Annotated in this window: 16 protein-coding genes; 12 read left to right on the forward strand and 4 right to left on the reverse strand. The window is 63.4% G+C overall.

The window, feature by feature from the left end; translation table 11 throughout:
* Positions 1 to 120 precede the first annotated feature (120 nt).
* Positions 121 to 339 carry a hypothetical protein gene (locus tag CKW22_RS01870; RefSeq protein WP_033699199.1) on the forward strand — a complete coding sequence of 73 codons (219 nt, stop codon included), beginning with the start codon at positions 121 to 123 and terminating at the stop codon, positions 337 to 339.
* Here the strand turns inward: CKW22_RS01870 and CKW22_RS01875 are convergent.
* From CKW22_RS01875 to CKW22_RS01890, 4 genes are all read right to left on the reverse strand, one after another.
* A complete protein-coding gene (locus CKW22_RS01875) occupies positions 323 to 2,572 on the reverse strand; it encodes an Orn/Lys/Arg decarboxylase N-terminal domain-containing protein (RefSeq protein ID WP_095063679.1) in 2,250 nt (749 codons plus the stop codon). The genes CKW22_RS01870 and CKW22_RS01875 overlap by 17 nt on opposite strands.
* A gap of 185 nt (positions 2,573 to 2,757) precedes the next feature.
* Positions 2,758 to 3,516: a DNA polymerase III subunit epsilon gene (gene dnaQ, locus CKW22_RS01880; RefSeq protein WP_033699203.1), complete on the reverse strand. Its 759-nt coding sequence runs from the start codon at positions 3,514 to 3,516 to the stop codon at positions 2,758 to 2,760.
* A 51-nt stretch (positions 3,517 to 3,567) separates the two neighbouring features.
* Positions 3,568 to 4,014, reverse strand: a complete 447-nt coding sequence (gene rnhA / locus CKW22_RS01885) for a ribonuclease HI (protein ID WP_033699205.1) — start codon at positions 4,012 to 4,014, stop codon at positions 3,568 to 3,570.
* Positions 4,015 to 4,027: 13 nt separating this feature from the next.
* A complete protein-coding gene (locus tag CKW22_RS01890; protein WP_033699207.1) occupies positions 4,028 to 4,801 on the reverse strand; it encodes a class I SAM-dependent methyltransferase in 774 nt (257 codons plus the stop codon).
* A gap of 85 nt (positions 4,802 to 4,886) precedes the next feature.
* Between CKW22_RS01890 and gloB the strand changes: the two genes are divergently transcribed.
* From gloB to CKW22_RS01950, 11 genes are all read left to right on the forward strand, one after another.
* Entirely contained in the window at positions 4,887 to 5,666 is a 780-nt protein-coding gene (gloB, locus tag CKW22_RS01895) for a hydroxyacylglutathione hydrolase (protein WP_033699209.1), read from the forward strand.
* Positions 5,667 to 5,766: 100 nt separating this feature from the next.
* Complete coding sequence (locus tag CKW22_RS01900) at positions 5,767 to 7,197, forward strand: lytic transglycosylase domain-containing protein (protein WP_033699211.1); 1,431 nt, start codon at positions 5,767 to 5,769, stop codon at positions 7,195 to 7,197.
* A 165-nt stretch (positions 7,198 to 7,362) separates the two neighbouring features.
* Positions 7,363 to 9,192: an extracellular solute-binding protein gene (locus tag CKW22_RS01905; protein WP_218192453.1), complete on the forward strand. Its 1,830-nt coding sequence runs from the start codon at positions 7,363 to 7,365 to the stop codon at positions 9,190 to 9,192.
* On the forward strand, positions 9,189 to 11,024 hold the full coding sequence (locus CKW22_RS01910) for an extracellular solute-binding protein (RefSeq protein WP_095063681.1): 1,836 nt from the start codon (positions 9,189 to 9,191) through the stop codon (positions 11,022 to 11,024). The genes CKW22_RS01905 and CKW22_RS01910 overlap by 4 nt, the downstream gene beginning before the upstream one ends.
* Before the next feature lies 1 nt (position 11,025).
* Complete coding sequence (locus CKW22_RS01915; RefSeq protein WP_033699217.1) at positions 11,026 to 12,099, forward strand: microcin C ABC transporter permease YejB; 1,074 nt, start codon at positions 11,026 to 11,028, stop codon at positions 12,097 to 12,099.
* A gap of 1 nt (position 12,100) precedes the next feature.
* Positions 12,101 to 13,120: an ABC transporter permease gene (locus CKW22_RS01920; protein WP_033699218.1), complete on the forward strand. Its 1,020-nt coding sequence runs from the start codon at positions 12,101 to 12,103 to the stop codon at positions 13,118 to 13,120.
* 1 nt (position 13,121) lies between these two features.
* Entirely contained in the window at positions 13,122 to 14,732 is a 1,611-nt protein-coding gene (locus tag CKW22_RS01925) for an ABC transporter ATP-binding protein (RefSeq protein ID WP_047581242.1), read from the forward strand.
* Between the two features lie 258 nt (positions 14,733 to 14,990).
* Positions 14,991 to 15,506: a sigma-70 family RNA polymerase sigma factor gene (locus CKW22_RS01935; RefSeq protein WP_033699223.1), complete on the forward strand. Its 516-nt coding sequence runs from the start codon at positions 14,991 to 14,993 to the stop codon at positions 15,504 to 15,506.
* On the forward strand, positions 15,503 to 16,468 hold the full coding sequence (locus CKW22_RS01940) for a FecR domain-containing protein (protein ID WP_095063683.1): 966 nt from the start codon (positions 15,503 to 15,505) through the stop codon (positions 16,466 to 16,468). The genes CKW22_RS01935 and CKW22_RS01940 overlap by 4 nt, the downstream gene beginning before the upstream one ends.
* A 96-nt stretch (positions 16,469 to 16,564) precedes the next feature.
* Complete coding sequence (locus tag CKW22_RS01945) at positions 16,565 to 19,042, forward strand: TonB-dependent siderophore receptor (RefSeq protein WP_095063684.1); 2,478 nt, start codon at positions 16,565 to 16,567, stop codon at positions 19,040 to 19,042.
* Positions 19,043 to 19,470: 428 nt separating this feature from the next.
* Complete coding sequence (locus tag CKW22_RS01950; protein WP_047581250.1) at positions 19,471 to 22,395, forward strand: aminotransferase; 2,925 nt, start codon at positions 19,471 to 19,473, stop codon at positions 22,393 to 22,395.
* The last annotated feature ends 4 nt before the right edge of the window (positions 22,396 to 22,399 follow it).

Consider the following 22,399-nt stretch of genomic DNA (forward strand, 5'->3'; position numbering starts at 1 on the left):
AGTTATAGATGACCGTTTCTCGCCGCTTTGGTTTTTTTTCCACGAGGGGAAAACTTCCGGGTATCTTGTACGGTCTATGTTTGCAGATATTTCCTACGTAATTCAGAGGTTTTCACCCAAATGGCAGCAGTAATGGTCGGCCAATTCCACGCCCGTGACGCCGAAGGCCGCATCTACCCCGTCCACGAGTTCCAGGAGTCCACCCTCCAGGTCGACGGCAGCGCGCTGGGCGCACCGATCACCACCTACCGCCTGGCAATCGGCGACCGCGTCAACCACCTGGGCGAAAACCGTTTCGAGCTGGCACAGACCGGCGTCGAGATCATTCGCATTCCTTGATGCAGTCCACGGTGTAGCGACCGCTTTCGTTCTGCAGGCCATGCACGTCGGCAACGAAACCCGGGAAGCCATCGTTGAAAGCTCGGGCAAACGCCAGGTAGTCGAGTATCGAGCGGGTCGCTTCGGTGAACCGCTCTCCCGGCATTATCAATGGAATGCCGGGCGGATACGGCACCAGCATCACCGCTGCGACACGGCCAAGCAGGGCTTCGATCGGCACCGCCTCCACTTCGCCGCGTACCATCTGGTCATAGGCCCGTGCCGGGCTGACGGCAACCTCCGGCAAGCTTGTGAACAACCGTTTGAGCTGCTTGGCCGTGGCATTGGCGCGGTAGCAATCGTGAAGCTGGTCACACAGCTCGCGCAACCCCATGCCTTGATAACGTGAAGTGTCCGCTGCCACCACACTCGGCAGGCAAGCGCTCAACCGGGTATTGCCGTCATAGTGGCGTTTGAACTCCAGTAGCTCTGTCAGCAAGGTGCTCCACTTGCCCTTGGTGATGCCCATGGAGAACAGCACCAGGAAGCTGTACAGGCCGGTTTTTTCCACCACCAGGCCGCGCTCCCATAGAAACTTGCTGACCACCGCCGCCGGAATACCCTGCTCGCCCAACACACCCCCTGCGCTCAAGCCGGGCATGACCAAGGTCACCTTCAGCGGGTCGAGCAACACGTAGTTGCCCGCCACTTCACCAAAACCATGCCACTCAGCCCCCGGCTGAAGCTGCCAGTCCTGCGCGGCAAGGTGCTGTATGCCCTCTGCCGCTGGCGGTTGCCAGATGCTGAACCACCAGTCGGCAGCGGCAATATGCTTGCGCAGGTTGGCCAGCGCCCGGCGAAAGCTCAACGCCTCGTCGAACATTTCCTGCAACAGCGAGCGCCCGGCCGGCCCCTCCATCATGGTCGAGGCCACGTCCAGTGACGCTAGGATGCTGTACTGCGGCGACGTCGAGATGTGCATCATGAACGCTTCGTTGAAGCGGTCACGGTCCAGCTGGCGGCTGGCACCCTCCTGCACATGGATCATCGACGCCTGGCTGAAGGCCGCCAACAGCTTGTGCGTGGAGTGGGTGCTGAACACCAGCGGGCTGTCAGCAGCGCAGGCCGTGCCCATGGCATAGCGCCCTTCGAAGAACTCGTGAAACGCCGCGTAGGCGAACCAGGCCTCGTCAAAGTGCAGCACCTCGACACTGGCCCCCAGCGTCTGCTTGATCATCCCGGCGTGGTAGCACAGGCCGTCGTAGGTGGAATTGGTGACCACTGCCAGCTTGATCCGCTGCCCGCGATCACGCGCCAGGGGGTTGGCCTGGACCTTCGCCTGGATCGATGCAGGGCTGAACTCACTGAGGGGTATCGGGCCGATGATGCCCAGCTCGTTGCGCTCGGGGCACAGGTAAATGGGAATGGCCCCGGTCATGATGATCGCGTGGACCACCGATTTGTGGCAGTTGCGGTCCACCAGCACCAGGTCATCACGGCCGACCATGGCGTGCCAGACGATCTTGTTGGCAGTGGAGGTGCCGTTGATCACGAAAAACGTGTGGTCGGCGCCGAAGTTGCGTGCAGCCCTGGCCTCTGCCTGGGCCAAGGGGCCGGTGTGGTCGAGCAGCGAACCCAGCTCCGGCACTGAAACGGACAAGTCCGAACGCAGGGTGTTTTCGCCAAAAAACTGGTGAAAGGCCTGGCCCACCGGGCTCTTGTGGTAGGCCACACCGCCGCCGTGCCCCGGTGTGTGCCAGGAGTAGTTGGATTGCGCGGTGTGTTGCACCAAGGCTTTGAAAAACGGCGGCAGCAGGCCGTCAAGGTAGCTGTGGGCGGCGCGTGCCACCTGGCGCGCAAGAAACGGCACGGTGTCTTCGAACAGATAGAGAATGCCGCGCAACTGGTTCAGCTCGCTCATGACCTCGGCGGGGGCGTTCTCCAGGGTGACCTGTTCGCCCAACGCAAAAATCGGCAGGTCAGGTGCGCGCAAACGGGCCAGGCGAATCAGCTCGGCCATGTTCTGTAGCAGGTGAGTGTTCTCGCCCACGCCCTCGGCGGCGATCAGCATGCAGGCCAGGCCGTGGTGGGTGGCCGCGACCAGGCGCGCTTCGGCGTGGTCCGCTGCGGCCAGGATGGCAAAGCCGTCCTGGCGCAACTCCTCGGCGATACCCCGGATGCGGTCACCGGCAACACTGTCGGCCTTGATCGCACGGTGGACGATGAGGATGGGGAACTTGAGGTCCTTGTACATCAGGCAGCTACCTCTGCAGGACGGGGTGTCCTTTTCAGGGTAGTTGTAGGAGCGGCCTTGTGTCGCGAAAGGGTCGCGTAGCGGCCCCAGGTTCTGTGTCGCTGCAGAGATTGCCGGGGCCGCTACGCGCCCCTTTCCGACCGGTCCGGCGCCCCGGCAAGGCCGCTCCTACAAAGGGCGCATGGTCAAGGTGCAGGGGCTTCGCTCAACGCCTGCCACATCGCCGGCGCCCCCGCCGATTTGGCGATCGCCGCCAGCCGTTCGGCATGCGCTTCCAGCTCTTCGGCACTGGCCATGATCACCCGCCCAGGTGCACGGCCGGTAATACGGCGGATCTCGCTGCCGCCACCGCCCTGCCCGTCACTGTCGCCGTCAGCACCTTGCCCGGCCAGCGACAAGCTGGTCTGGCCGCCGGTCATTGCCAGGTAAACGTCGGCCAGCAGTTCCGAGTCGAGCAGTGCGCCGTGCAGCTCACGGCCCGAGTTGTCGATGTCGTAGCGTTTGCACAACGCGTCGAGGCTGTTGCGCTGCCCCGGGTGACGGGAACGCGCCAGCAACAGGGTATCGAGGATGGTGCAATGCTGCGCAAGGTCGGCGCGGTCGTGCTGGCCCAGCAGGGCGAACTCGTTGTTGATGAAGCCAACGTCGAACGCCGCGTTGTGGATGACCAGCGTGGCGCCCTGGATGAACTCGAAGAATTCATCCGCAACCTCGGCGAAGCGCGGCTTGCCGATCAGGAAGCTGTCGGTGATGCCGTGAACGCCGATGGCGCCCTCGTCACTCTCGCGATCCGGTTGCAGGTAGACGTGGAAATGCCGCCCGGTCAGGCGACGGCCCATGACCTCGACACAGCCGATCTCGATGATGCGATGGCCTTCGCTGACCGGCATGCCGGTGGTTTCGGTATCGAGAATGACCAGGCGTTTATCTTGCTGCTGCTCCACGCGGGGGGCTCCAACTTGCATCAGTTACAAAGGACGCGATTGTACCCCAGCTCAACGCTGGGCGCGCACCTCATCGACCCCGCGGTTGGCCAGCTGGTCGGCCCGTTCGTTGCCCGGGTGGCCGATGTGGCCGCGCACCCACTTCCAGCTCACCTTGTGCCGGTTGACCTGTTCGTCGAGCAACTGCCAGAGGTCGGCGTTTTTCACCGGCTCCTTGGCTGCAGTCTTCCAGCCCCGTTTCTTCCAGTTGACCATCCATTCGTTGATGCCTTTCATCACGTACTGCGAGTCGGTGGTCAGCACTACCTCGCATTCACGTTTGAGCGACATCAGGCCCTGGATCGCGGCCATCAGCTCCATGCGGTTGTTGGTGGTCTCGCGTTCGCCGCCCCACAGTTCCTTCTCGACGCCCTTGTAGATCATCAGCACGCCCCAGCCGCCAGGGCCAGGGTTGCCCTTGCAGGCGCCATCGGTAAACATTTCGACGCTATCGCTCATGTACCACTCTTGTTCAGTGCTTTTCAGTATCAGGATTGGCCACCGTACGGTTGACCTTGGCCAGCGGCAGCGGCAGCAGTTTGCCCATGGGCTCGCGGCGTTCCAGGCGCAACGGCCGCAGGCCGACCACCATCTTGCGCGCCACCAGCAGGTACACGCCGCCGCCGGAAATTTGCCAGCCGCCCGCCACCCGCTCCCAGCCTGCCAGGCGTTGCTGCCAGGCCGGCGAGGCAAGCGGCGGACGATAGCACCCGAAGCGGCGTTTCTCCAGCGCGAAGCCGAGCAGGTTGAGCCAGTCGCCAACCCGCGAAGGCGAGATGCAGCGGGCCTTGCGCAAGGCGCCATGGCTGAACAGGTGGCGCATGCCCCAACTGCTCCAGGGGTTGATGCCGACAATCAGCAGGTGCCCACCCGGGCGAACGGCGCTGGCGGCCTCGCGCAACAAGCCATGGGGGGTGAGGCTGAAGTCCAGGCCATGCTGCAGCACCACCACGTCGGCAGCATGCTCGCTCAATGGCCAGGCCTGCTCTTCACAGACGATTTCCACGCCCGGCAAGGGTGCCCCGAGGCGCACGTTGCGCTGCACCTGGGGCGCGCTGGGCGGCGCTTCGGCACAAGGCCCATAGTGCACCAGGTAACCGCCAAAGAAGCGCCCCAGCTCTTCTTCCAGCAGTTTTTCCTCTTCTTTGAGCATCAACTGGCCGAGCGGGCCATTGAACCACTCACGGGCCAGGCTGATCAGCTCGACCCAATCGGGGTCGGCCTGGGCAAAGGCTTGGTCGGTCATTGCGTTCTCCCTCGAAGGTTCTCGTGCCACGCCATCGCGGCTAAGATGCCCTCATGTCCCACGCTTGGCGATACGGATCCGCACCATGATACAGATCGATGCTCTCCCCGCTTTCTCCGACAACTACATCTGGTTGTTACAGGATACTGCCAAACGCCGTTGCGCGGTGGTCGACCCCGGCGACGCCGGCCCAGTGGAACGTTGGCTGGCGGCCAACCCCGACTGGATATTGAGCGACATCCTCGTGACCCACCATCACAACGACCATGTCGGCGGTGTCGAACGGCTCAAGCAATTGACCGGCGCCAAGGTCTACGGCCCGGCCAACGAGCAGATTCCCGCCCGCGACGCCGCACTGGCAGACGGCGATGAAATCAGCGTGCTGGGCTTGGCGTTCCAGGTCATCGGCGTACCTGGCCATACACTGGGGCATATCGCCTTTTACTCAGCGCAACCAGCCACACCCTTGCTGTTCAGTGGCGACACGCTGTTCGCCGCCGGTTGCGGGCGCATGTTCGAAGGCACTGCCGAACAGATGCACCCTTCCCTGCAGCGCCTGGCCGCCCTGCCGGCGCACACCGAGGTGTATTGCGCCCACGAATACACGCTGAGCAACCTGCGCTTTGCCAAGGCAGTGGAGCCACAAAACCCGCACGTTCTGCAGCGCTTCGACGAGGTTACCCGGCTACGCGCCGACAATCGCATCACATTGCCATCAACGATTGGCCTGGAACGGCTTACCAACCCCTTTATTCGCACGACTGAAACATCCGTTAAACAAAAAGCAGACGAATGGAAGGGACATTCAAACACCACGCATGTCGCTGTTTTTGCTGCCTTGAGGTCTTGGAAGGACACCTTCTGATAACCTCAAGATATATCGCATGTGAGGGTCAAAGGTTGACCAGGCCGGTAGCGGTTTCTAGAATCGCCGAAATTTTTCGCCCGGATACCTGTCCCAGCCGATGTCTTCCCGTAGCCGCAGAACCTCTCATTCCGTCGCCCTGACGCGTCTGGCCCAAATCAGTGCGCTGGCCCTGGCCGCCACGTTGGTGGGCTGCCAGAGCACCCGTCAGCTCGACGAATCCGATAGCGTTCGCGCGCACAACTATCAGGCGCGGATCAAGCACAAGCCGGCCCCGCTACTGATCAAGCCGGCCGAGCAGGTGCCGCAGGACGTGTGGGAGCGCATGCGCCAGGGCTTCACCCTGCAGGACAGCATCGACGTAAACCCGCGCATCGAGCAGCAGCGCCTGTGGTTCGCCAGCAACCCGCGCTTCATCGAAAGCGCCGGCGAGCGCGGCAGCCTCTACCTGCACTACATCGTCGAGCGCCTCGAAGAACGCGATATGCCGCTGGAGCTGGCGCTGCTGCCAGCCATCGAAAGCGCCTACAACCCGATGGCCTACTCGCGCGCCCATGCGGCAGGCATGTGGCAGTTCATCCCGTCCACCGGCCGCCACTTCAACCTGCGCCAAACCAACTTCTATGACGGCCGTCGCGACGTGACCGCCTCGACCAACGCCGCGCTGGACTACCTGAGCCGCCTGCACGACATGTTCAACGGCGACTGGTTGCTGGCCCTGGCCGCCTACAATGCCGGTGAAGGCACGGTCAGCCGCGCCATCGAACGCAACGAAAAGCTCGGCCTGCCAACCGATTACTGGAACCTGCCCCTGCCGCAGGAAACCCGCGACTACGTGCCTAAACTGCTGGCCCTGTCGCAGGTGGTGTCCACTCCGGATGCCTATGGCGTCAACTTGAACCCGATTGCCAACGAACCCTACTTCGAGGCGGTCGCCATCAATGATCGCCTCGACCTTTCGCGCGTTGCGGCGTTCGCCGACATCGACGAAGACGAGCTGATCCAGCTCAACCCGGCCTTCAAGAAGCGCATGACTGTAGACGGCCCCCAGCAATTGCTGGTGCCCACCGCCAAGGCGCAACTGCTGTCCGCCAGCCTGTCCAACCTCAAGCCTGAGCAGTTGATCAGCCTGCAGCCGAACAAGGCCGTGTTCGCCCGCGCCGTGGCCGAAGCCAAGGCCCCAGTGGCAGCGCGCAGCTACCGGGTCAAGCGTGGCGACAACCTGGGCAGCATTGCCAAGGCGAACCGCGTATCGGTCAGGGACATCAAGCGCTGGAACCGTATGTCCGGCAACAGCCTCCGGGCCGGCCAGGTACTGGCTCTGCGCGGCGGCAATGCGCCGAGTGCCGCCGGTAACCGGGTGGCGGCGTCCTCGAAACGCTCGACCCAGTACAAAGTACGCAAGGGTGACTCGCTGTACCTGGTGGCCAAGCGTTTCAATGTCGAAATGAAACACCTCAAGCGTTGGAACCCGCGCAGCGGGCATGCGCTCAAGCCAGGGCAGACGCTGACCGTTTACCTCTCTCACTGATGTAATGCCAGGGGCCGCTTTGCGGCCCTTTCGCGACGCAAGGCCGCTCCTGCAGGTTTAGCTTTCCTCAAACGATCAACCGCCTTCAAAACCTCTCTTTTTCCAACCCCACCAAGCTGTTACTGTACTCGATCAAAGCCCAACGCCTCTGGATCGGATGCCGACTTGATACGTCCCCTCCTGCTGTCACTCAGCCTGGCCTTGAGCTTTCCCGCCGTCGCGATGGTGAGCGAAAGCCACGGATACGCGCAGTTCGGCATGCTCAAGTACCCAGCCACATTCACCCACTTCGACTGGGTCAACCCGCAAGCGCCCAAAGGCGGCACCTTGCGGGCCATGGCATTCGGTACCTTCGACACGCTCAACCCTTACACCTTCAAGGGTTCGAGCCCGATTACCACGCCGAACTTCCAGCAGTACGGCATCAGCGAACTGAACGAACCGCTGATGATCGGCACCGGGCAGTACGACCCCTCGGGCGACGAACCCACCTCCAGCTACGGCCTGATCGCGCGCTCGGTGGAGTACAGCGAAGACCGCAGCTGGGTGGTGTTCAACCTGCGCCCGCAGGCACGCTTCCATGACGGCCGCCCGATCACCGCGGCGGACGTGGCGTTCTCCTATCGCACGCTGCTCAAGGATGGCCACCCCATCTACCGCACCAACCTGCAAGAAGTGCAGCGGGTGGACATCCTCGGGCCCCTGCGTATTCGCTTTGTCTTCAAGCGTGCCGGCAACCCGCTGCTGATCCTGCGCCTGGGTGAAATGCCGGTGTTGCCCAAGCACTACTGGCAAGGCCGCGACTTCAAGGCCACCACCTTCGAGCCGCCGCTGGGCAGTGGGCCCTATCGCATCACCCAGGTGTTGCCCGGGCGCCGCCTGGTGTTCGAGCGGGTAAAGAACTACTGGGGCAAGGACCTTGCGGTCAACCGCGGCAAGTACAACTTCAACCGGGTCGAGTACGAGTTCTACCGCGACGCCACCGTGGCGTTCGAGGCGTTCAAGGCCGGTGAGTTCGACATCTACATCGAGCACCAGGCAAAGAACTGGGCCAATGGCTACAACTTCCCGGCGGTACGCCGTGGCGATGTGATCAAGGCACAGATCCCGCACCGCATCCCAACCCAGACCCAAGGCCTGTTCATGAACAGCCGCAGGGTTGCCTTCAGCGACCCCCGAGTGCGCCAGGCGCTGGGGCTGATGCTCGACTTCGAGTGGACCAACCGCGCCCTGTTCAGCAGCGCCTACCGCCGCTCGACCAGCTATTACCCCAACAGCGAATTCGCCGCCACCGGCCTGCCCACCGGCAAGGAGTGGCTGTTGCTGGCACCGTTCCGTGACCAGTTGCCGGAAAAACTGTTCAGCGAACCCTACAAAGTCAGCCAGACCGACGGCCGCGGCATCAATCGCCAGACCCTGCGCGAGGCCCTGAGCCTGCTCGGCGAAGCCGGCTGGAAGCTGAACGGCCAGCGCCTGGTGGACAGCAAAGGCCAGCAACTGCGCCTGGAGTTGCTGCTGGTTAACCCCAACCTCGAACGCATCCTGCAACCTTATGTCGAAAATCTGTCCAGCATCGGTATCGACGCACGCTTGCGTACCGTGGACCGCGCCCAGTACAAACAACGCCTGGACCAGTTCGATTTCGACATGATTCTGATGACCCTGAACCAGACCTTGAGCCCCGGCCTCGAACAGTGGCTGTACTTTCACTCAAGCCAGGCCGCGACCAAAGGCAGCAAGAACTATGCTGGGGTCAAGGACCCGGTGGTCGACCACCTGCTCGACACCTTGCTCGCCGCGCGCACCCGCGATGACCAGGTGGCCGCCGCCCGCGCCCTGGACCGCGTGCTTTCATGGCAGTACTACATGATCCCCAACTGGTACCTCGACAATCACCGCCTGGCCTACCGCAACCGGTTCGCCTTTGTCACCACGCCGCCCTATACCCTCGGGCTGAACAGCTGGTGGATCAAGACTTCGGAGAAAGCCCAATGATGCCAACGCACCGCCTGCGCCGGCTGGCCGGCAGCCTGCTGCTGGCCTGCCTGAGCCTTCCGGCCCTGGCCGCGCCGCAACACGCGCTTACGCTCTACGACGAGGCGCCCAAGTACCCGGCCAACTTCCAGCACTTCGACTACGTCAACCCGGATGCCCCCAAGGGCGGCACCTTCCGCCAGTCCAGCTTCGGTGGCTTCGACAGCCTCAACCCGTTCATCAACAAGGGCGTGTCGGCCGAGAACATCAGCATCATCTACGACACGTTGATGCGCCAGAGCCTGGACGAGCCGTTCACCGAATACGGCCTGGTCGCCGGCAAGATCGAAAAGGCCCCGGACAACAGCTGGGTACGCTTCTACCTGCGCCCCGAAGCGCGCTTCCATGACGGCCACCCGATGCGCGCTGAGGATGTGGTGTTCACCTTCAACGCCCTGATCAAGGACGGCGCACCGCTGTACCGCCAATACTACGGCGACGTCGCCGAAGTGGTCGCCGAAGACCCGCTACGGGTGCTGTTCAAGTTCAAGCACCAGAACAACCGCGAACTGCCGCTGATTCTGGGCCAACTGCCGGTACTGCCCAAGCACTGGTACGAAAGCCGCGAGTTCAACCGCGGCAACCTGGAAATCCCCCTGGGCAGCGGCCCGTACAAGGTCGCCGAGGTCAAGGCCGGGCGCACCATCCGCTACGAGCGGGTCAAGGACTACTGGGCCAAGGACCTGCCGATCAACCGCGGCCAGTTCAACTTCGATGCCATGACCTTCGACTCCTACCGCGACACGGCCGTCGCACTGGAGGCATTGAAGGCCGGGGCGTTCGACTATGCGCTGGAGGTCAGCGCAAAAAACTGGGCCACCGCCTACAACGTCCCGGCGGTCCGCGATGGCCGCCTGATCAAGGAAGAGCTGCCCAACGGCAACCCCACCGGCATGCAGGGCTTCATTTTCAACCTGCGCAAACCGGTGTTCCAGGACATCCGCGTGCGCCAGGCGCTGAGCCTGCTGCTGGACTTCGAGTGGACCAACAAGCAGCTGTTCAACGGTGCCTACACCCGCACCGCCAGCTACTTCGAAAACTCCGACATGGCCGCCCGGGGCGTGCCCACGCCTGACGAGCTGAAAATTCTCGAACCGCTGCGCGGCAAAGTGCCCGAGCAAGTCTTCAGCGAGGCTTTCCACAACCCGGTCACCGACGCCAGCGGCATGATCCGCGAACAGCAGCGCCAGGCCTACAAGCTGCTGCAGGACGCCGGCTGGAAGATCGTCGACGACAAGATGGTCGACAAGGACGGCAAGCCGGTGTCCATCGAGTTCCTGCTGGCCCAGACCGAGTTCGAGCGCATCCTGCTGCCGTTCAAGCGTAACCTCGCCGACCTGGGCATTGACCTGAACATCCGCCGGGTCGACGTTTCGCAGTACATCACCCGCCTGCGCTCACGCGACTTCGACATGATCGTCGGGGGTTACCCGCAGTCCAATTCGCCGGGCAACGAACAGCGCGAGTTCTGGTCCAGTGCCGCTGCCGACAACCCTGGCAGCCGCAACTTCATCGGCCTGCGCGACCCGGCCATCGACCAGTTGGTAGAGCAGTTGATCAATGCCGAATCACGCCAGAGCCTGATCAACCATGCGCGCGCACTCGACCGCGTACTGCTGTGGGGCTACTACGTGATCCCCAACTGGCACATCAAGACCTGGCGCGTGGCCTACTGGAACCACATCGGCCACCCCAAGGTGTCGCCCAAGTACGACATCGGTATCGACACCTGGTGGATCAAGCCCGGCGTGACCCCGGCTGTCAGCGACGCCACCCCGGCCGAGGCCAACTGAGATGCTGGCCTATATCCTGCGCCGCCTGCTGCTGATCATCCCGACCCTGTTCGGCATCCTGGTCATCAACTTCATCATCGTCCAGGCCGCGCCTGGCGGCCCGGTCGAGCAGATGATCGCCAAGCTCGAAGGCTTCGAAGGCGCCACCAGCCGCATCGCCGGTGGCGGTGCCGAGGTCTCCGTGGCCGGCTCCAGCTACCGCGGCGCCCAGGGCCTGGACCCGGCATTGGTGGCCGAGATCGAGCGCATGTACGGCTTCGACAAATCGCCGCCTGAACGCCTGTGGATCATGGTCAAGAACTACGCCCAGCTGGACTTCGGCGACAGCTTCTTCCGCGATGCCAAGGTCATCGACCTGATCATCGAGAAGATGCCGGTGTCGATCTCGCTGGGGTTGTGGAGCACGCTGATCATGTACCTGGTGTCTATCCCCTTAGGCATCGCCAAGGCCGTGCGCCACGGCAGCCACTTCGATGTCTGGACCAGCTCGGCGATCATCGTCGGCTATGCCATCCCGGCGTTCCTGTTCGCCATCCTGCTGATCGTGCTGTTCGCCGGCGGCAGTTACTTCGACTGGTTCCCGCTGCGCGGGCTGACCTCGAACAACTTCGACGAGCTGTCCACCACCGGCAAGGTGCTGGACTACTTCTGGCACCTGGTATTGCCCATCACCGCGCTGGTCATCGGCAACTTCGCCACCATGACCCTGCTGACCAAAAACAGCTTCCTCGACGAGATCAACAAGCAGTACGTGGTCACCGCCAAGGCCAAGGGCCTGAGCCGCTCACGGGTGCTGTACGGGCATGTGTTCCGTAACGCCATGCTGCTGGTGATCGCCGGCTTCCCTTCGGCCTTCATCGGCATCTTCTTCACAGGCTCGCTGCTGATCGAGGTGATCTTCTCGCTCGACGGCCTGGGCCTGATGAGCTTCGAGGCGGCGATCAACCGCGACTACCCGGTGGTCTTCGGCACCCTGTTCATCTTCACCCTGCTCGGGCTGGTGGTGAAACTGATCGGCGACCTGACCTACACCCTGGTCGATCCACGTATCGACTTCGCCAGCCGGGAGCACTGACATGGCCTTGTCCCCTCTCAACCGACGGCGCTTCGAGCGCTTCAAGGCCAACCGCCGAGGTTGGTGGTCGTTGTGGCTGTTCCTCATCCTGTTCGGCCTGAGCCTGGGTGCCGAGCTGATCGCCAACGACAAACCGATTGCCGTGCGCTACGACGGCGAGTGGTACTTCCCCGCCTTCAAGCGCTACCCAGAGACGACCTTCGGCGGCGAGTTCCCGCTGGAAGCCAACTACAAAAGCCCGTACATCCGCGAGCTGCTGGCCAACAAGGACAGCTTCGTGCTGTGGGCGCCGATCCCGTTCAGCTACCAGAGCATCAACTACGACCTCAAGGTGCCGGCGCCGGCCCCACCTTCGGCGGACAACTGGCTGGGCACCGACGACCAGGGCCGCGACGTGATGGCGCGAGTGATCTACGGCTTCCGCGTTTCAGTGCTGTTCGCCCTGACGCTGACCATCCTCAGCTCCATCATCGGCGTCATCGCCGGCGCCCTGCAGGGGTTCTACGGGGGCTGGGTGGACCTTGCCGGCCAGCGCTTCCTGGAAATCTGGTCGGGGTTGCCGGTGCTGTACCTGCTGATCATCCTCGCCAGTTTCGTGCAGCCCAACTTCTGGTGGCTGCTGGGGATCATGCTGCTGTTCTCGTGGATGAGCCTGGTGGACGTGGTGCGCGCCGAGTTCCTGCGTGGCCGCAACCTCGAATACGTGCGCGCCGCCCGCGCCCTGGGCATGCGCAACGGCGCGATCATGTACCGGCACATCCTGCCCAACGCGATGATCTCGACCATGACCTTCATGCCGTTCATCCTCACGGGCGCCATCGGCACGCTGACCGCCCTGGACTTCCTCGGCTTCGGCCTGCCCGCCGGCTCGCCGTCGCTGGGCGAGCTGGTCGCCCAGGGTAAATCCAACCTGCAGGCGCCGTGGCTTGGCATCAGTGCTTTCGCCGTGCTGGCGGTGATGCTGAGCTTGCTGGTGTTCATCGGTGAATCCGCCCGCGATGCCTTCGACCCAAGGAAATGACATGAGCGAACACAACCTGATCGAAGTGCGTGATCTTGCGGTGGAGTTCGTCACCGGCGAGCAGGTCAACCGCGTGGTCGACGGCATCAGCTTCGACATCCGCAAGGGCGAGACCCTGGCCCTGGTCGGCGAGAGCGGCTCGGGCAAGTCGGTGACCGCCCACTCGATCCTGCGCCTGCTGCCCTACCCCCTCGCCCGCCACCCCAGCGGCAGCATCCACTACGAGGGCAAGGACCTGCTGCAGCAGAGCGAGAAGGCCCTGCGGCATATTCGTGGCAACCGCATTGCGATGATCTTCCAGGAGCCGATGACCTCGCTGAACCCCTTGCACTGCATCGAGAAGCAGATCAACGAGATCCTCTTGCTGCACAAGGGCCTGACCGGCAAGCAAGCCACCGCACGGACCCTGGAACTGCTCGAGCTGGTGGGTATTCCCGACCCCCACAAACGCCTCAAGGCACTGCCCCATGAACTGTCGGGCGGCCAGCGCCAGCGGGTGATGATCGCCATGGCGCTGGCCAACGAGCCGGAGTTGCTGATTGCCGATGAACCGACCACGGCGCTGGATGTGACCGTGCAGTTGAAGATTCTCGACCTGCTCAAGGAACTGCAGGCGCGGCTGGGGATGGCGCTGCTGTTGATCAGCCATGACCTCAACCTGGTGCGGCGGATCGCCCACCGCGTGTGCGTGATGCAACGTGGGCAGATTGTCGAGCAGGCCGATTGCGCGACGCTGTTCAGTGCGCCGCAGCATCACTACACGCAGATGCTGATCAATGCCGAACCAAGCGGCCAGCCTGCCCACAACCCGGTCGGTGCGCCGTTGCTTGAAGTGGATGACCTCAAGGTCTGGTTCCCGATCAAGAAAGGCTTCTTGCGGCGCACGGTCGACCATGTGAAGGCGGTGGACGGCATCAACTTCAGCTTGCCCCAGGGGCAGACGCTGGGGATTGTCGGTGAGAGTGGCTCGGGCAAATCGACGCTCGGGCTGGCCATCTTGCGGTTGATTTCAAGCCAGGGCGGCATTCGCTTTCATGGCCAGCACCTCGAAGGGTTGAACCAGAAGGACGTGCGCCCATTGCGGCGGCAGATGCAGGTGGTGTTCCAGGACCCGTTCGGCAGCCTGAGCCCACGTATGTGCGTGGCGGACATCGTGGGCGAAGGGCTACGGATTCACCGCATCGGTACGGCTGAAGAGCAAGAGGCGGCGATCATTGCGGCGCTGGAGGAAGTGGGGCTGGACCCGCGCACCCGGCACCGTTACCCCCACGAGTTCTCCGGCGGCCAGCGCCAGCGCATTGCGATTGCACGGGCGCTGGTGCTGAAGCCGGCGTTGATTCTGCTGGATGAACCGACGTCGGCGCTGGACCGGACGGTGCAGCGGCAGGTGGTGGAGTTGCTGCGCAGCCTGCAGCAGAAGTACAACCTGACCTACCTGTTCATCAGCCACGACCTGGCAGTGGTCAAGGCGTTGAGCCATCAGCTGATGGTGATCAAGCAGGGGCAGGTGGTGGAGCAAGGGGATGCGCAGGCCATCTTCCATGCGCCGCAGCATGCGTATACGCGGCAATTGCTGGAAGCGGCGTTTTTGGAAGTTGATACATCAGGCTGAGGTTTCGAGGCGGCGCTGTTCAAGCCTTTGGAGGAGGCCATTGTCTGGCATGACGGTGAGGCCGAAATAGCCCGGCAACGCTAAGTAGCGCTCGGTGCCCAGGCGCGCCAGGCGATTCGTGCGTTTCTTCAATCGCTGTAGGGCAGCGACCCGTTCGTGGAGGGCAAAGACACATTCGTCAGCGGCGCGGCGCTTGCAAAGCAACCACAGGCCGCACGACAATAAGATTCATTACCACTCGCGAACTATTCCATCACCATGTCCGCCAACGATCTATCCCTGCGTAGCGCCGTCAACGACCTGTACTGCGAGCACCACGGCTGGCTCAATGGTTGGCTGCGCAAGCGCCTGGGCAATGCGTTCGATGCCGCCGACCTGACGCAAGACACCTTCGTGCGGGTGATCAAGGCACGCAGCGCGCTGGACATTCGCGAGCCGCGCCCCTACCTGTCGAGAATCGCCAAAGGCCTGTTGATCGATCTGATCCGCCGGCGTTCACTGGAGCAAGCCTACCTGGAGGCCTTGGCTACCCTGCCCGAAGCGCTGCAGCCTTCGCTGGAGGAACAGGCGATTTTGTTGCAGGCACTGGTGGAAATCGACCGTCTGCTGCAAGGGCTTGGCACCAAGGTCAAGCAGGTATTCATGCTGTCGCAGTTCGATGGCCTGACCTACCCGCAGATTGCCGAGCAACTGAACATCAGCGTACGCAGCGTCAACAATTACATGGCCAAGGCCATGGAGCATTGCTGCTTGATGCAGTTGCAACAGGCATGAGCCTTTCGCCTGCCGAGTTGCAAGCCATCAGCGTCGCCGCCCGCTGGTACGCAAGGCTTCATTCGGGCATCGCAACCGATGCCGACCGCCGCGCCTGGAACGACTGGCTGGTTGCCGACCCGGTTCACCGCCAAGCCTGGCAACGCATGGCCGCCGTGGGCGAGCAGATGACAAGCGTGCCCGGCGCCCTGGCGGCACCTGCCCTGCGCGGTGCCGAGCGCTCTCGGCGCCAGTTGCTGCGCAGCGTGGTCGTGCTGGTGCCGGCGACGTCGCTGGGCTGGCTGGGTTGGCGCAGCGACACTGCCCAGCAACAGTTTGCCGACTACCGCACCGCCGTCGGTGAACGCCGTACATTTCGCCTGGCCGATGGCAGCTCGCTGCTGCTCAACACCGACACATCGGTGAACCTCAAGTACGACGGCCAGCAACGGGTGCTGGAACTGCTGCGCGGTGAGATTCTGGTCACCACTGCTGTCGACCCCGCGCAACGGCCGTTCACGGTGCACACCCGGCATGGCCAGGTACGCGCGCTGGGCACGCGCTTTATCGTGCGCGCCCAAGCGCTGGGCGGTGAAGTGGCGGTCCTCGAAAAAGCGGTGGCAGTCAGGGCGACCAGCGGTGCTCTGGCCGTGCGTGTGGAGGCTGGGCAATCCATTGCCTTTTCTGACCGCTCGGTGGGGGCACTACGGCGCAACGACGCGTCTGTGGGGGCTTGGCAGCAAGGCAGCATCATTGCCCTCGATCGCCCCTTGGCCGAACTGCTTGCCGACCTGTCGCGCTATCGCAGCGGGGTGCTGCGCTGCGATCCGCGCATTGCGCAATTGAAGGTATCGGGCGCATTCCCGATCGATGACACCGACCGGGCGCTGGCGGCGCTGGAAAGTGGCTTTGCGCTGCGCGTCACGCGCTTCAGCCGTTTTTGGGTCAACGTGTCACCGCCTGACAGCCCACTGGCGCTGTGAGTTGAAAAAACTTCCGGCGCTTTTGCACTTTTTGTTCGCATCGTTCGGCTCATCCCCCAATGGGATTCATTGATCGTTTTCTGGGGGAGGATTGGCATGTCTGGAGTGTTCAAGCGTGGTCGTCTGGCGACGACGATAAAAATCGGGCTGTTGGCGGCAACCACTGCGGGTGCCTGGCCCATGATGACGTTCGCGGCACAGGTGCCGGTGCAGCAGAACGGCGTCAGGACGTTCGACATTGCCGGGGGCAGCCTGACCGAAGTGCTCAGCCGCTATGCCAGTGCAGCGGGGGCTGCGCTGTCGTTCGATGCCAAGCAGACCGACGGCTTGCACAGCGCAGGGCTCAAAGGGGCATTCGGTGTCAGCGAAGGCTTCACCCAGATTCTGGCAGGCAGCGGCCTGCAGGCCGAGCCGCAGTCAAACGGTACCTATGTGCTGCGGGCCGTGCCGTCTTCGGGTTCGGCGATGGAGCTGGGGGCCACCAACATCACCAGCCAGGTGCTGGGCGCGACCACTGAAAACAGCGGCTCGTACACCACCGGCGCGGTGACCATCGGCAAGGGCGAGCACTCGCTGAAGGAGACGCCGCAATCGGTCACGGTGATGACGCGCAAGATGATGGACGACCAGAACCTGTACACCATCGACCAGGTCATGGAGAAGACGCCGGGCATTACCGTGTACGACTCGACCATGGGCGGCAAATACTTCTACTCGCGCGGGTTCCGCATGTCGGGCCAGTACCAGTACGACGGCGTGCCGTTGGACATGGGCAACCTGTATGTCCAGGCCGACAGCTTCAGCAGTGACATGGCGTATTACGACCGGGTCGAAGTGCTGCGCGGCGCTGCAGGCATGATGAAGGGCTCGGGCGGCACTGCAGGCGGGGTGAACTTCGTGCGCAAGCGTGGCCTTGCCGATGCGCATACCGACATCACCTTGTCCGGTGGCAGCTGGGACAACTACCGCGGGCAGATCGACACCGGCGGCCCGCTGAACGCGGCCGGCACCCTGCGTGGCCGGGCGGTGGTGGCCGAGCAGAGCCGGCACTATTTTGTAGACGACGCCAACCGCAAGGACCAGGTGTATTACGGCGCGCTCGACTTCGACCTGAGCCCCGACACGACCCTGGGGCTGGGTGTTGCCTATGAAGATGTCGACGCCAACCCGTGCTGGGGTGGCCTGCCGCGCTACAAGGACCGCAGCGACCTCAACCTCAGCCGCTCGACCTGCCTCGACCCCTCCTGGAACACCTGGCGCAGCAAGCGCACTACCGTGTTCAGCGACCTCACCCACCAGGTCAATGAAGACTGGAAGCTCAAAGTTGCCAGTGTTTATACAAAGAACACCCAGGACATCAAGTACGCCTTCGCTTCGGGCGCGGTAACGCCCGGCATCGACACCACCGGCATGCTGGGCAGCATGTATGACTACGACCAGGTCGACTACGGCCTGGACGCCTACCTGGATGGCAAGTTCGACGCGTTCGGCCAGCAGCATGAACTGGTGCTGGGCATGAACGCCAGCCGCTCGAACAAGGACGACTTTTACTCGGTGGCGTTTCTGCCGCAGCGCCAGAATGTGTTCAACCCCGACAAGTTCATCCCCGAGCCCGATGACAGTTACTTCATCGAAAACTCGTCGCGCGGCGGGCCGGTCAAGAGCAAGACCACGCAAAAGGGCCTCTACTCGACCCTGCGCTTGAAACTGGCCGACCCGTTGACCGTGGTGGTCGGTGGCCGGGTGAGCTGGTACGACTCCAAGACGGATTCCGTCTTCATCAGAAGCGGTGAATCGCAGCCCTCCAACACCCGTGAGACCGGGCAGGTCACACCATTTGCCGGCGTGCTGCTGGACTTGAACGAGAACCTGACGGCCTACGCCAGCTACTCGGACATCTTCACCCCGCAAGGCAACTACCGGGCAGAAGACGGCTCGACGCTCAAACCGCTGGTGGGCCAGAGCTATGAGCTGGGGATCAAGGGTGCCTGGTACGACGGCCGTTTGAACGGCGCCTTCAACCTGTTCCGCACCATTCAGAAAGACCAGGCGCAAACCGACTTCAACTCGTCTTGCCCGTCATCCGATGGTTATTGCTACGTGAACGCCGGCCGGGTGCGTGCCCAAGGGTTCGAGGCCGAGCTCAGCGGTGAAGTGATCGAGCGGCTGCAGTTGCTGGCGGGGTACACCTATACCCAGACCAAGACGCTGGATGATATCGACAGCAGTTTGAATGGCGCGGCGTTCAACAGCTATGTGCCTCGCCATGTGTTGCGCTTGTGGGGTGAGTACACCTTGGGGGGTGCGTTGGAGCGGGTCAGCATTGGCGCCGGGGTGAATGCGCAAAGTGACAACTTCCGGCTTTCGCCGGCCAGTGGCGAGAAGATCAGCCAGGCGGGGTATGCGGTGTGGAACGGGCGGATCGGGTATCGGATCGATGAGACTTGGTCGGTGGCGCTTAACGGCAACAACCTGTTCGACAAGCGCTATTACGCCAGCATCGGGACAGAGACCTTTGGCAACTACTATGGGGAACCGCGTAATTTCATGGTGTCGGTGAAGGCCAGCTTTTGAGGTGAGGTGAAGGCTACAAGGGCATGTCGTTAGATTAGCAGCGCCTATGAGATCGAGCGCCGCCCGCGCGGCGCTTCGCGGGGCCAGTCGGATCGCCGCACCGCCGCTCCCACATCTGTTTCGGGCCAGTTTTGCCTGAAGCATTGGCGCGCGGCGCCTTTGGTGCTCGCCTCGATATCGCGTCGTACAAACAAGGGGTCGCGCGCCTATTTAACAGGACTCATTGGCCCGAAACAGATGTGGGAGCGGCGGTGCGGCGATCCGACTGGCCCCGCGAAGCGCCGCGCGGGCGGCGCTCGATCTCATAGGCGCTGCAAATTTTTCGACATGCACCTCATCATCAAAAATTCTGACAACAATCGTCTTCCATCATCAACCAAAACGGGCATAAATTCCCTACCGCCTCCCAGCACCAACGGTAGCCCCCAATGCCCAGCCTAAACCCAGCCACCCCTGCCCTGGCCACCCTGATCCAGCGCTCCGCCCTGCCCAGCCCCTCGCTAAGCGAAGCCCAGGCGCAAGCCTTGCTGCAGACGCATTACAACCTGGCTGGCAACCTGACGTCGCTGGGCAGCCAGCAGGACCTGAACTTCCGCCTGGATTCCCCCCAAGGCCGTTTCGTACTCAAGGCCTGCCACGGCAGCTACGCCCAGGTCGAACTGGAAGCCCAGCACGCCGCCTTGGCCTACCTGCGTGAACAGGGCTTGCCCGTACCCGCAGTACGCCCCGCACAAACCGGCCAAGCGCTGCTGGCACTGGACATCGCCGGCCAACCACTGCGCGTACGCCTGCTCGACTACATCGACGGCCAGCCGCTGACCCGCCTCAAACACATGCCGCCACGCCTGATGGCCGAACTGGGCGGGCTCTGCGCACGGCTGGACAAAGCCCTGGCCGACTTTGACCACCCAGGCCTGAGCCGCACCCTGCAGTGGGACCCGCAGCACGCCCAGGCACTGATCCAGCACCTGCTACCAGTGCTACAGGACGCAGGCCACCGCGCCCGTGTCGAGCAAGCCACCCAGCTGGCCGCTGCGCACCTGGCGCCGCTGGCCGACCAACTGCCCTGCCAGGCCGTGCACCTGGACGTGACCGACGACAACGCCGTGTGGGCCCGCGATGGCGAGCGCCAGTGGCAATTGCAGGGCGTGATTGACTTCGGTGACCTGCTGCGCACCTGGCGCATCGCCGACCTGTCGGTGACCTGCGCTGCGCTGCTGCACCATGCCGAAGGCGACCCGCTGCGCATTCTGCCGGCGGTACGTGCCTACCAGGCGCTCAACCCGCTGAACGAAGCCGAACTGCGGGCCCTGTGGCCGTTGGTACTCAACCGCGCCGCGGTACTGGTGTTGAGCAGCGAGCAACAGCTCGCCGTAGCGCCGGGCAACCAGTACATCCGCAACAACATCGCGCATGAATGGGAAATCTTCGACACCGCTACCGCCGTACCTTTCGCGTTGATGGAGGCGGCTATCCTGCAAGCGGCCGATCTTCAACCCGGCAAGCCCGAGCTGGCCGGTTGTGCACCCCTGTTGCCCGAACTGGTCGGCCAGCCTGTCGCACGCCTCGACCTGGGCGTGCTCAGCCCGCACTGCGAAGCGGGCAACTGGGAGCAGCCAGGCTTCGATCAGCACCTGCTGGCCGCACAACCGACCCCGGCGAGCACGCTGCATGGCCAGTATCGCCTGTCACAAACCCATATCGACCGCCCCGAAGAACCTGCCACCTGCGCGCTGGGTGTGGAGTTGCAGGTGCCGAACGGCACCCTGCTGCAGGCACCCGAGGCCGGCACTTGGCAGCGTCATGGCGATGGCCGCGGCTGCCTGCACACGCCGCATTGGGCCTTGTGGCTCACGGGTCTGGAAGATGCCCCGGTGGATGGCCAAGCCGTAGCAAAAGGTCAACCACTGGGTAGCAGCCATGGCGTGCTCAGCGTTCAGCTGTGCCTGGATAACGCTACCCGCCCTCCCTTCTTCGCCACGCCCTCCCAGGCCGCAGCCTGGCTGGCGCTATGCCCGTCGCCTGCCGCGCTGCTGGGCGTTGACTGCGACGCCGAAGCGCTGCCCGACCCGCAGGCGCTGCTGGCACGCCGCGACGCAAGCTTCGCCCGCTCGCAGAAGCACTACTACGCGCAACCGCCGCATGTCGAACGCGGCTGGCGCAATTACCTGATCGACATGCAGGGCCGTTCGTACCTGGACATGCTCAACAACGTTGCCGTGCTTGGCCATGGCCACCCACGCATGGTGGCCGAGTCGGCGCGGCAGTGGTCGCTGCTCAACACCAACTCGCGCTTCCATTACGCCGCCATCGCCGAGTTTTCCGAACGCCTGCTCAAACTGGCGCCGGAAGGCTTCGACCGGGTGTTTCTGGTCAACAGCGGCACCGAGGCCAACGACCTGGCCATCCGTCTGGCCTGGGCCTACAGCGGCGGGCGCGACCTGCTCAGCGTGCTGGAGGCCTACCACGGCTGGTCGGTGGCCACCGACGCCATATCAACGTCCATCGCCGATAACCCGCAGGCACTGGAGACCCGGCCAGACTGGGTGCACCCGGTCGAGGCGCCGAACACCTTCCGTGGGCGTTTTCGCGGTGCCGACAGCGCCGCCGACTACCTGCGTGACGTCGATGCCAAGCTGGCCGACCTCGATGGCCGTGGCCGTCAGCTGGCTGGCATCATTTGCGAGCCGGTGTACGGCAATGCCGGCGGCATCTCGCTGCCTGCGGGCTATCTGGCCGACGCCTATGCCAAGGTGCGCGCCCGGGGCGGCGTGTGCATCGCCGACGAAGTGCAGGTCGGTTATGGCCGGCTGGGCGAGTACTTCTGGGGCTTTGAGGAACAAGGCGTGGTGCCCGACATCATCACCATGGCCAAGGGCATGGGCAACGGCCAGCCGCTGGGCGTGGTGATCACCCGGCGTGAGATAGCCGAGGCGCTGGAGGCGCAGGGCTACTTCTTCTCGTCGGCGGGGGGTAGCCCGGTCAGTTGCCGCATCGGCATGGCGGTGCTGGACGTGATGCAGGAGGAAGGGCTGTGGGACAACGCCCGCGACACCGGGCGCTATTTCAAGGCACGCTTGCAGGCATTGGTCGACAAGCACCCGCTCGCCGGCGCAGCGCATGGCTCGGGCTTCTACCTGGGCCTGGAGCTGGTGCGCGACCGGCAGACGCTGGAGCCGGCGACCGAGGAGACCCTGCTGCTGTGCGATCGCCTGCGTGAGCTGGGCATCTTCATGCAACCGACCGGCGACTACCTGAACATCCTCAAGATCAAACCGCCGATGTGTACCACTCAGGCGAGTGTGGACTACTTTGTCGACAGCGTTGACCGTATCCTGTCGGAAGACTTGTAGCCCG

Source organism: Pseudomonas sp. Irchel s3f19 (assembly GCF_900187555.1).
In the GTDB taxonomy this organism is placed as follows: Bacteria; Pseudomonadota; Gammaproteobacteria; order Pseudomonadales; family Pseudomonadaceae; genus Aquipseudomonas; species Aquipseudomonas capeferrum.